Origin of the sequence: Geotalea uraniireducens Rf4 (assembly GCF_000016745.1) — a bacterium.
GTDB lineage: Bacteria > Desulfobacterota > Desulfuromonadia > Geobacterales > Geobacteraceae > Geotalea > Geotalea uraniireducens.
Genome location: NC_009483.1, coordinates 3,469,300 through 3,480,609, shown reverse-complemented (window position 1 = coordinate 3,480,609; position 11,310 = coordinate 3,469,300). Strand labels below are relative to the sequence as shown.

Annotated in this window: 8 protein-coding genes; 5 read left to right on the top strand and 3 right to left on the bottom strand. The window is 56.6% G+C overall.

The window, feature by feature from the left end; translation table 11 throughout:
- Window positions 1-13 precede the first annotated feature (13 nt).
- The gene (locus GURA_RS22965; RefSeq protein ID WP_011939851.1) at window positions 14-2,194 is read right to left on the bottom strand and encodes a S8 family serine peptidase; all 2,181 of its coding nucleotides are present in this window, start codon (window positions 2,192-2,194) and stop codon (window positions 14-16) included.
- Between the two features lie 372 nt (window positions 2,195-2,566).
- Window positions 2,567-2,881 carry a HigA family addiction module antitoxin gene (locus tag GURA_RS15320; RefSeq protein ID WP_011939849.1) on the bottom strand — a complete coding sequence of 105 codons (315 nt, stop codon included), beginning with the start codon at window positions 2,879-2,881 and terminating at the stop codon, window positions 2,567-2,569.
- A 192-nt stretch (window positions 2,882-3,073) separates the two neighbouring features.
- Here GURA_RS15320 and GURA_RS15315 point away from each other — a divergent pair, with 192 nt between their 5' ends.
- The 4 genes from GURA_RS15315 to GURA_RS15300 all read left to right on the top strand — a co-directional run bounded on the left by GURA_RS15315 (window position 3,074) and on the right by GURA_RS15300 (window position 7,959).
- Window positions 3,074-4,162 carry an NAD(P)H-dependent flavin oxidoreductase gene (locus GURA_RS15315; RefSeq protein WP_041245487.1) on the top strand — a complete coding sequence of 363 codons (1,089 nt, stop codon included), beginning with the start codon at window positions 3,074-3,076 and terminating at the stop codon, window positions 4,160-4,162.
- Window positions 4,163-4,632: 470 nt separating this feature from the next.
- On the top strand, window positions 4,633-5,550 hold the full coding sequence (locus GURA_RS15310; protein ID WP_011939847.1) for an ArsR/SmtB family transcription factor: 918 nt from the start codon (window positions 4,633-4,635) through the stop codon (window positions 5,548-5,550).
- Between the two features lie 112 nt (window positions 5,551-5,662).
- Window positions 5,663-7,057 (top strand): adenosylhomocysteinase, encoded by a 1,395-nt coding sequence (ahcY, locus tag GURA_RS15305; protein WP_011939846.1) that lies wholly within the window; start codon window positions 5,663-5,665, stop codon window positions 7,055-7,057.
- Window positions 7,058-7,170: 113 nt separating this feature from the next.
- A complete protein-coding gene (locus GURA_RS15300) occupies window positions 7,171-7,959 on the top strand; it encodes a DsbC family protein (protein ID WP_011939845.1) in 789 nt (262 codons plus the stop codon).
- Window positions 7,960-8,381: 422 nt separating this feature from the next.
- Here the strand turns inward: GURA_RS15300 and GURA_RS23565 are convergent, their stop codons facing one another.
- The gene (locus GURA_RS23565) at window positions 8,382-10,640 is read right to left on the bottom strand and encodes an Ig-like domain-containing protein (RefSeq protein ID WP_011939844.1); all 2,259 of its coding nucleotides are present in this window, start codon (window positions 10,638-10,640) and stop codon (window positions 8,382-8,384) included.
- A 234-nt stretch (window positions 10,641-10,874) separates the two neighbouring features.
- Here GURA_RS23565 and GURA_RS15275 point away from each other — a divergent pair, with 234 nt between their 5' ends.
- Window positions 10,875-11,306 carry a Fur family transcriptional regulator gene (locus tag GURA_RS15275; RefSeq protein WP_041245485.1) on the top strand — a complete coding sequence of 144 codons (432 nt, stop codon included), beginning with the start codon at window positions 10,875-10,877 and terminating at the stop codon, window positions 11,304-11,306.
- Window positions 11,307-11,310 lie beyond the last annotated feature (4 nt).

Here is an 11,310-nt window from a genome sequence, read left to right as displayed (position 1 = left end):
ATGGGGTCAACCGTTACAGTATAACCAGATTTGCGACCGTTACCGTACCGTCGCTGATGGTCATCGTGCCATTAATGGTGGTAAGCCCCTGGGGACTGGTATAGGTGCTGTCGTAGCCACCAGTCAGGATAACCGAGACCGGCCGGTTCAGGAAGATATTTTCAGTGAAGGTTTGTGCGAGGATTTGTATGGCGTCCACCTGCGCTGCGGCATCATAGGCGGATTGAATGGTGGGATAACCTGATCCTGAAACAGAAGAAAGTTTGACCGGCTGCAGAAGACTGAAGAGCGCCGTGATGCTGAAATCGCCATTTAATGTCACCACGCAGGGCCCGTTGCTGCAGCCGCTCCCGGACCAGCCGGCAAAGACCCAACCCGGGTCTGGCAAGGCTGTCAGCGTTACTGCCGCACCTTGAGGATACAGTTCAGTGCAGTCTCCACCGCAGCTGATGCCGGCCGGAGCACTGGTAATGGTCCCCGAGCCGGCTTTAGCTGTTGTCAGGGTGTAGCTCATGCCGGCTGTACCGCTCAAAGGAAGAGCCAGAGAGGGTTGATCAGGATCATTTGATGGGATGGAAAGAGCTGCGGTTTTGAAACCGGCCGACTGGGGAGAAAATTTTACGCTGACGCTGCAGCTTGCCGCCGGCGTGAGGGTTTGCCCGGAGCAATAATCACTTTGCATGACAAAGTCTGCAACGGCACCCGTCAAGGCGATGGTGCCGACGGAGAGATCCAGTGCGCCGGTATTGGTGATGGTAAAGGTTTGGGCGGGTTCGCCTGTGCCGATCAGGAGGTAGCCGAAAGCGACGGAGGCCGGCTGGGTCGCTATCTGAGGAAATCGTAGCGCTGCGGCCACATTTAAACGGGGTTTGGTGATGCTATTGTAGGTAACGGATACGCCGGTACTCGACAGCTTGTTGACGATCTCTGTCGCGGTGAGAGATGCATGTTGGCCCCTGATCAGGGCAACTGCGCCCGAAACATGGGGCGACGCCTGGGACGTACCCGCCATGGTGATATTTGCAGCACTGATCAGGGCGCCAGGGGCGAGTATGGTCAGAAATGAGGCGCTATTGGAAAAGCACGTAACCTTGTCCGCCGTGGTGGTCAGATCGCTGCATACGGTCCAGTTCCTGCTGCCGACATTTGCATCGTAGACGGCTCCGACCGAAACGGCCGCAGGGATACATGCCGGCGAGGAAATCGCGTTCGTATAGCCGTCATTTCCTGAAGAAATTGCGCTCACCACCCCGGCGCTTTTCAGGTTGTTGATTGCTGAGGCGAGGGAGTCAGTGGGGCATCCTGATGTATACTTGCCCCCTCCCAGGCTCATGTTTACCGCGGCAATGTTGTAGGTTGTCCGATTGGCCAGTACCCAGTTCAGTGCCGCCAGCAGGTCGGAATCATAGGCATAACCGTCGGTTCGGAAGACATCGAGCCCGATAATCTTCGTATCCGGGGCGACACCGACAATAATCCCGGACACATTGGTGCCATGGCCGTTATCGTCCAGGCTCCCGTCATCGGCCGCGAAATCCTGGGTATATGCTACTTTGCAGCCAGCAGGGATGCCTGGCGCAGTGCAGCTGCCGAAAGCAGCGAGCGTGTAGTTGACGCCCGTGTCCAGTACTGCCACCGATGTGCCGCTCCCGGTGGCTCCCGCAGCGTGGGCCTCGAGGGCTCCGATGAGTGGCAGGCTCGCCGATAAATGTGGAACAAAAGCCCGGTCTTCGTTGACGAGCACCACCTCATCCAGCTGTAGCAGGGCATCTAACGCCTCTGCGTCCACCTTCAGGTGCATGACCGGCAGCTGGTCATAATCCTGCAATAGCTGATAATGTGCAGGGGATAGTGCCGTAAGTGCCTGCTTCTTCTTATTGGTGAATAACCTCGACTTTTCGGCCGTGATTTCAGGACTGTCGTTCCTGATTTCAAGCCGTTCTTTTATCCGGTCGGCCATGCTGATCACATCGATGTCGTTGAGAACGAGGATTATGTCTGCCTCGCCGGTTTGCTCCACCCTGTTTTTGACGCCGGCATGGAGTTTACCCCTGTCAATAAACTGCTGCCGGCTGTTGATGGCATAGCTGTCGGTGGCTGCCAGAGAGGCATGCACGGAGACGCCTAATACGGCCAGGAAGGTTGCCACCCGCACCGTCATGTGAAATTTTTTGCTGCCGCGCAAGGATCCCATTGATCTCCCAGGGGCAATGCAGCCACCCCTCCGTTCATTACCTCAGTCCATTAACAACTTCGATTCTGCATCGGATCGACATGAAAAATCAATTGATAATTTCAGGTGTTGCGTTCTGCAAGATCCATTTCGGAAACGCTTTCTATCCTTGGTCTGCTGACGAACGATTAAAGGGAAGAAAGATAACGATTCATGGTATTTGTTGAAAGCGCGCTGAATTTTCCATTTTCTGAGGAGAAAATTTTGTTTTTTCGTTGTTGCTATATTATGAGAATTGGATTTATTGACTAACTTGTGGGGAATGAGGGTGGGAAAGTCGCCGCGCACGTAAAAGCCCGCATCTGCGGACTTTTACGTGATACGAAAAATTTGTTATGCTGCTCGAAGCGTGTGAATCCGTTCCAAATCCTTTGCCAGCTCTTTCTCCGCCTGCCATAGATCCACGGCTCGCTGGGCGTTGAGCCAGAATTCGGGGCTATTGCCAAATAGCCGGGAAAGCCGAAGCGCCATGGCGGGGGTGAGGGCACGCCGCTCGCGGAGCAGCTCGTTGATGGTCTGGCGCGATACACCGAGCGTCTCGGCGAGGGTGGTGACGGTAAGCCCGTAACCAGGCATGAAATCTTCGCGAAGCATGGCGCCGGGATGGGTGGGGGGAAGCTCGCGCTTTCCTTTGTTTTTGATGTTCATGATGTACCTCAGTGATAGTCGGTTATTTCCACGTTAATAGCGTCGCCGTCTTCCCAGCGAAAGCAGATTCGCCATTGGTCGTTGATGGATATGGCTCCCGCTTTTACAATACTATTACATTAGAAAACCTCTTTTTCTGCTATGGTTCATGGGCATATAACGTATACGGCAACCTGTCGGAGGATGAAAGTTATGTTCAAGCCCTTGAAAATAGGCAAATATGAGGTGAAATACCCGCTGATCCAGGGTGGCATGGGGGTGCGCATCTCCGCCGGATCTCTGGCGGGGCATGTGGCCAAGTGCGGCGGCGTCGGTCTGGTGGCGGCTCCCGGCATTGCGCTGAACAGCGAATTTTACGACGGGACCAATTACATGCAGGCTGATGCGGCGGCTTTCAAGGCTGAGCTGCAAAAGGCCTATGCCATTGCTCCGGATGGAGTCATCGGCGTTAACGTGATGGTTGCCCTTTCCGACTTTGAGCAGTTGGTGCAGGCAGCCATTGAGGGGGGGGCGAAGGTGGTTGTCTGCGGCGCCGGTCTCCCCATGACTTTGCCGGGGTTGACTGCACATGCGCCTGATGTGGCGCTGGTCCCCATCGTTTCATCGGTGCGGGCCGCCCAATTGATCGCCAAGAAGTGGGACAAGGGGTACAACCGTCTTCCCGATGCTGTGGTCGTGGAAGACCCCGATACTGCCGGCGGGCATTTGGGCGAAAAAATGGAAAATATCGGTACCGGTGATTACGACCAGTATGCCACGGTACGCGGGGTAAAGGAATTTTTTCTTGCAGAATACGGCATCGACATGCCGGTGATCGCCGCTGGCGGCATCTGGGACCGGGCCGATCTGCTTCATGCCCTGGAGCAGGGGGCTGACGGTGTGCAGATGGCAAGCCGTTTCGTTCCAACCGTGGAATGTGATGCCGACGATGCCTTCAAGCAGGCCTACCTGAAGTGCAAGAAAGAGGATATCGGCCTGATCATGAGCCCGGCCGGTTTGCCGGGGCGGGCCATACTCACCAACCAGGAGGATATCGTCCTTTACGACCAGGTCCGGAGCTCCGTCTGCACCACCGGCTGCCTGAAGAAATGTTCCTTCAAGGAGAGCGGCGAGCGGTTCTGCATCGTCAAGGCCCTTGACCGGGCCCAGCGGGGCGACGTGGATACCGGCCTGATCTTCTGCGGCACCAATGCCTGGAAGGCTGACCGGATCGGCACGGTGCAGGAGATCTTCGACGAGCTTTTCGGTGAGGCTGTTGCCGAGGCGGAAGAGGCGGCATAAAAGAAGCAGATAACGGTTCGACAACGGCCCGCCGGGAATTTCCCGGCGGGCTTTGTTTTTTTCTGACGTGCCGGGAAGGGAGCCGGCGGAATCCCGTCCGCTCCGGTCGAGTCCGGGCTGCGGACCTGCACCGTCTTCCTCATATTTCCGCCGGCGGCGGATATTGCCTCCGCGACAGACTTGTAAACATTGGCGGGTGTCCGCTCGACGCCCGGCCTTTTCCCTCCACTTCCGGGATCCCGCCGGCTCCCCCGCAATTTATCCTGAAAAGAAAGCAGTTGCTTACACAAAACCACAAAGAAAGCCATTATATCGCCTGAAAGCACCTTATCCGGTTTTCGCTAAAATCCGTGTTTATTCGCGCCCAATTGACGTCTTTAAGGTTCATTCGTGAGAACTTTCCCCTTGACTGGGATCGGATAAGATGCTAAATCAAGAAAAACTGATATAAGCTATTCGGTATTATTGATATGGACATGCTCGACATCCTCAAAGCCCTGGCCGACCCCTGTCGGCTCCGCCTGGTGGCGGTACTTCTGGCCGGTGAGTTTACCGTGCAGGAGCTGACCCGCATTCTCAGCATGGGGCAGTCGCGCATATCCCGGCACCTGAAAATCCTTACCGATGCCGGGGTCCTGACCGTGAAGCGCCAGGGGACCTGGAGTTACTACCGGGCGGGAGAAGAGGACAGTTTCTTCGCCGCCATCCGCCCGGCCATGGAAGCAGGGCTGGCAACGCTCCCGGATCGTTCAAAAGACCTCTCCGCCGTTACCGCGGTGCTGGAAGAGCGACGCCGCCGGAGCCAGGAGTTCTTCGACCGCCATGCCCGCCAGTGGGACGACCTGGCCCGGATCCTCCTTCCTGTCTCCGACTATCGGGAGCGGCTCCTTTCCCTCGTGCCGGAGGGCAAGAGCGTTGTGGAGATCGGTCTTGGCACCGGCGGACTGCTTCCGGCCCTGGCGGCCAAGGCGAGTCGCGTGATCGGAGTGGACCATTCGCCGGCCATGCTGGAGGAGGCCCGCCGTCGTCTCGCCCTGGCAGGCTTGGCCGGGATTGACCTCAGGCTTGGGGATATGACCCACCTGCCGCTGCCGGACAAGGCTGCGGACTGCGCCGTGTTGAACATGGTGCTCCACCACGCCGCCGACCCTGCCGCAGTGCTTCGGGAAATCCGGCGGGTGCTCACAGCCGGCGGGGTGCTGGTGCTGGCCGACCTTGCCCGCCACGAGCGGGAGTGGGTGCGGGAGCGGCTGGCCGACCAGTGGCTCGGTTTTGACGAAGATGAGCTGACCTCGTGGCTCGCTGCGGCCGGGTTTTTCGATGTCCGATGCGAGCGGCTGGAAGGCGGCGCAGGGCAGGAGGCGGTGCTGCTGGTTAAGGCTTTGTAGGTGCGAATAGCGCCCGCCCGGTTTCATGTTACATGCAAAGGAGGCCTCCCGGGGATGCCCCTACGAATGGATTGTTTGAATGAATCATATCACCATAAAAGGAGAGAAGACCATGACCCAAGACTTCAAAGTAGCCGACCTTTCCCTCGCCGACTGGGGGAAGAAGGAGATCCGGATCGCCGAGACCGAAATGCCCGGCCTTATGGCCATTCGCGAGGAGTACGCCGGAAAGCAGCCGCTGAAGGGAGCCCGCATTACGGGCTCGCTCCACATGACCATCCAGACAGCTGTCCTCATCGAAACCCTCAAGGCATTGGGGGCCGAGGTGCGCTGGGCTTCCTGCAACATTTTCTCCACCCAGGACCACGCAGCGGCCGCCATTGCCTCGCAGGGGATACCGGTCTTCGCTTACAAGGGGGAGTCGCTCGTGGAGTACTGGGACTACACCCATAAAATCTTCGAATGGCCCGACGGCGGCTTTTCCAACATGGTCCTGGACGACGGCGGCGACGCGACGCTCCTCCTCCACCTGGGGAGCCGGGCGGAGAAGGATGCGCGGGTTCTGGAAAATCCGGGCTCGGAAGAGGAGACGATTCTCTTCGCCGCCATCAAAAAGAAGCTGGCCGTTGATCCCAGCTGGTACTCCACCCGCATCGAGCAAATCAAGGGGGTTACCGAGGAGACCACCACCGGCGTTCACCGGCTCTACCAGATGCATGAGCGGGGGGAGCTCCGTTTCCCGGCCATCAACGTCAACGACTCGGTTACCAAGTCCAAGTTCGACAACATCTACGGCTGCCGTGAATCCCTGATGGACGGCATCAAGCGTGCCACCGACGTGATGGTTGCCGGCAAGGTGGCGGTCATCTGCGGTTACGGCGATGTGGGCAAAGGGTGCTCCCAGGCCATGCGCGGTCTTCAGGCCCAGGTCTGGGTGACCGAGGTCGACCCGATTTGCGCCCTCCAGGCGGCAATGGAAGGGTACAAGGTTGTGACCATGGAGTATGCTGCCGACAAGGCCGACATCTTCGTCACCACCACCGGCAACATCGATGTCATCACCCATGAGCACATGAAGGCAATGAAGCACAACGCAATCGTCTGCAACATCGGTCATTTCGACAACGAGATCGAGGTTGCCAAGCTTAAGGCGTACAAGTGGGAGAACATCAAACCCCAGGTGGACCACATCATTTTCCCGGACGGGAAAAGGATCATCCTCCTCGCCGAAGGGCGGCTGGTCAACCTGGGCTGCGCCACCGGCCACCCCTCCTATGTTATGTCCTCTTCCTTCGCCAACCAGACCCTGGCCCAGATGGAGATCTTCTGCAACCCGGGCAAATACCCGGTGGGTGTCTACACGCTACCCAAGGAACTGGACGAGAAGGTGGCCCGTCTCCAGCTCAAGACCCTAGGCGCCATGTTGACCGAGCTGACGGACGAGCAGGCAGCGTATATCGGGGTGCCGAAGGACGGCCCATACAAGACCGATCACTATCGGTACTGACAAAAGCACCGGATATCCTATGGACTTTTTTTGCTGAAAAAAGTATAGTCTCAATCATCAGAAGCCGCCGGATTTTCCGGCGGCTTTCGCATGTCCATATTGAGGAGTACGGTATGAAGAGTTTAGCGACGGCCCTTTTGCTTGTGACCATTGCGGCCGGAAGCGCATCCGCCATGTCCAAGGAGGGGTGCGGCGGAGACTGCGCCGGCTGTCATGCATTGTCGGTGAAAGAAGCCAATGATCTCGTAAAAGGGTTGGGTGGAAAGGTGACCCGGGTGAAATCTCCGGCCATGCGGGGAGTCTGGGAGATTGATCTGGAGAAGGAGGGGAAAAAGGCGGTTGCGTATCTGGATTTTGGCAAAAAGTACCTGATCCCCGGGCCGATTTTCAACCTGACGACGAAAAAACCCATTGCCGCAGGGGAGCAGCAGACTTCACCGGTGAAGAAGGTGAAATCATCCTCCATACCGCTGGGCAATTCGATTGTCATGGGGAATCCCAAGGGGAAAAAGAGGCTCTTTGTCTTTACCGATCCTGACTGCCCGTTCTGCGCCAAACTGCACGGGGAGCTGAAGAAACTGGTGGCGATGGACCCTGATGTGGCGGTGTACGTGAAGCTGTTTCCACTGAAAATGCATCCGACGGCCTACGACAAGTCGCGGGTGATTCTGCAGGGGCCGTCGGCCAAGCTCCTTGACGATGCGTTTGCCAAGCTTCAGTTGCCGGCTCCAGGGCCGGAAACCTCCGCCAAGGGGGTGGATGAAACAATCAGGCTTGCCAAATCCTTGGGGGTGAATTCTACCCCGACACTGATATTTCCCGACGGTAGTGTGATGCCTGGGGCGAAGGACGCCGTTGAGATCAAGACGCTTTTGGCCGGTAAAACGGGGAAGAAGAAATAGTATTTTGCTGAAGAGAATAAAAAAGGCCCGTCTGAGCGACGGGCCTTTTTTATTCCGAAATGTTCTTTTTCTGCTTGTCCTTCTCTTTCCTCCGGTCCCCGGAGGAGCATGCATCGGACATTCAGGTCTGGACTCCCAGGCGGGGGAGAATGAATTTCTGCAGTGCAATCCAAAAGACCAGGAATCCAAACAGCACTAATATATCTTGCATAGTTGATCCCTCCTTTTATACCAATTCCAAATCAAGGCGCTATCTTCGTTGGCTCGTCTTCGGCTCCTCAACGTACGCAGTTGTACGCCTTCGTCGCCTCAATCCTCGCCGCCTTGATTTCATCCTCGATTTGAAATTGGAAACTAGATATATTTATCATATATTCAGAAAAATGCATACAATTTCTTCGGTTCAAAATTCCGATAGATCCTTATGGAATGACTGCAACCCCTTTGGGGCCGGCTCCGATGGAGACAGTGTTAACTAATGTGTTGCTGATGGTATCGATGACGGAGAGCGTGTTGCTGCCGCCATTTGCCACATAGACCAGGTTGGCTGCGGGATTCACCGCCACCCCCTGCGGTCCTGCTCCCACGGCAATGGTGGTAACCACCGTGTTGCTGGTGGTATTGATGACGGAGAGCGTGTTGCTGTTGCCATTTGTCACATAGGCCCGGTTGGCTGCGGGATTCACCGCCACCCCCTGCGGTCCTGCTCCGACGGCAATGGTGGCAACCACCGTATTGCTGGCGGTATCGATGACGGAGATCGTCCCGCTGCCGTTATTGGCCACATAGACACGGTTGGCGGCAGGATTCGCCGCCACCCCCTGTGGTCCGCTATTGACGGGAACAGTGGCAATCACCGTGTTGCTGGTGGCATCGATTACGGAGAGCGTCCCGTTGCCATTATTGGCCACATAGACACGGTTTGCGGCGGAATTCAGCGCCACCCCATGTGGTCCGGCTCCGACGGAAACGGTGGTAACTATCGTGTTGCTGGCGGTATCGATTACGGAGAGCGTGCTGCTGTTGCCATTTGACACATAGGCCCGGTTTGCGGAGGGATTCACCGCCACCCCCCGTGGTCCGGCCCCGACGGGTACGTTGGTTAGTACCGTATTGCTGGTGGTATCAATGACGGAGAGCGTGCTGTTGAAGTTGTTTGTCACATAGACCCGGCTGGCGGCGGGATTCACTGCCACTCCCTGTGGTCCTGCTCCGACAGGAATGGTGGCAACCACCGTGTTAGTGGAGGTATCGATGACGGAAAGCGTATTGTTGCCGTTGTTTGCCACATAGGCTCGGTTGGTCTGGATAACCGTCAGCGGGGTCGACCCTGAAATGCTGCCGAACGTTGCTTTGATTGTGGTCGAGCCAAAAGCACTGGCAGTGGCCAGTCCCTTTGAACCCGAAGTATTGCTGATGGAGGCAATCCCGGTATTCGCCGAGCTCCATGTGACCGAAGTCGTTATGTCCTGCACGGAGCTGTCGGAAAAAGTGCCGGTTGCCTTGAACTGAAGGGTTGAGCCGATTCCCATGGTCGGGTTTGCGGGCGTTACGGCAATGGATTGGAGCGTTTTTACGGTCAAGGTAGTTGTGCCGGGAACGCCCAAGGTCGCGGTAATGGTGGTAGAGCCGGTCGCAATGGCCGTGGCCAGTCCCCGTGACCCAGAGGCGTTGCTGATGGTGGCAATCCCTGTAGACGACGAGTTCCAGCTGACCAGGGTCGTCAAGTCCCGCATGGAACCGTCCGCGAAAGTGCCCGTTGCCGTGAACTGCAGGGTTGAGCCGACTACTGCGCTCGGGCTTGCGGGCGTCACGGTAATGGATAACGGGCCCTGCACCGTCAGTGTAGTTGTGCCGGAAACGCCGGCAAAGGTGGCGCTAATGGTGGTTGTGCCTATGGAAATGGCGGAGGCAATCCCCCCGGCGCTGATGGTGGCAATCCCGGCGTTGGACGAACTCCACGTGACCAGTGACGTCACATCACGGGTTGTACTGTTCGACAGCGTCCCGGTTGCGGTGAACTGTTGCGTCAACCCAGCGGCGATGGTCGGATTTGCGGGGGTTACTGCAATGGCTGTCACCGTTGCCGAGGTGAGGGTGGTTGAGCCGGAAATGCCGGTAAAGGTCGCGCTAATGGTGGTGGAACCCGGGGCAATGGCAGTGGTGGTCCCGGTTGCGCTGATAGTGGCGATCCCCGGGTCCGATGAGCTCCAGGCTACCAGGCTCGTCAAGTCCTGGGTGACGTTATTGGATAACACTCCCGTGGCCTTGAACTGCTGGGTTGTTCCGACTATGCTGGTCGGATTTGCGGGTGCCAGCGTAATGGATGCCAGTGCAGCCGGGGTGAATGTGGTTGAGCCGGAAATGTTTCCCGATGTTGCAGTAATGGTGGTGGTGCCGGCTGCAACGGCCGTGGCAAGTCCCTTCGCCCCCTGGGTATTGCTGATGGTGGCAATCCCGCTGTTTGACGAACTCCATGTGACTGAAGTCGTCAAGTCCTGGGCGGTGTTGTCGGAGAAGATTCCCATAGCACTGAACTGCACGGTTGTATTGGGAACAATACTCGTATTGGCAGGCTTAACGGTGATGGAAACCAGCGTTACGGGAGGCGACGAGCCCCCGCCGCCACATCCGGCAAGGGAAAAGGCTATCATCAGTGCCGCCAGGAAATATTTTATCATGTCGTTTCCCTCCTAAGAGTAAATTTGCCATGCGCTATCTTCTTTGTTTTTGATCAGTCATCTTAGAGTGTTTTAAGTATTACTAATGATTTATCCGATTGCAAGCATTACTTGATATGGATTCCATTCACAGTTGAGAAAATTGACTGAATGTTAGAAAGGGAATAAAAAAATCGATTGACTTCCCCGGCGAGGCTGGGTATAGTGAAAATCACTTTCAATTGTGGGGTCATCGTGAAACGCGCCAAGAAAAAAGCTTTCAGCGACTTTATCGCCCAGAAAGGGCTCAAGTCCACACGCCAGCGTGACATCATCCTCGATTTCTTCCTCTCCTCCGCTCAACACATGAGTCTTGAAGAGCTTTATCTCAAACTCAGGGCCAAGCACCCGGGTATCGGCTATGCCACGGTATATCGCACCCTCAAGCTCTTCGCCGAGTCGGGCATTGCCCGTGAGATCCAGTTCGGCGACGGACAGACCCGCTATGAGCAGGTGTCGGAAGGTGAGCACCACGACCACCTGGTCTGTACCCGCTGTGGCGCAATTGCCGAGTTCGAGAACGAAACCATAGAAAAACTCCAGGACGAGGTTGCTGCCGCATACGGTTTTCTGATCGAAACCCACAAACTCGAGTTGTACGGGCTTTGCGCCAAATGTAGGAAGTAGACAA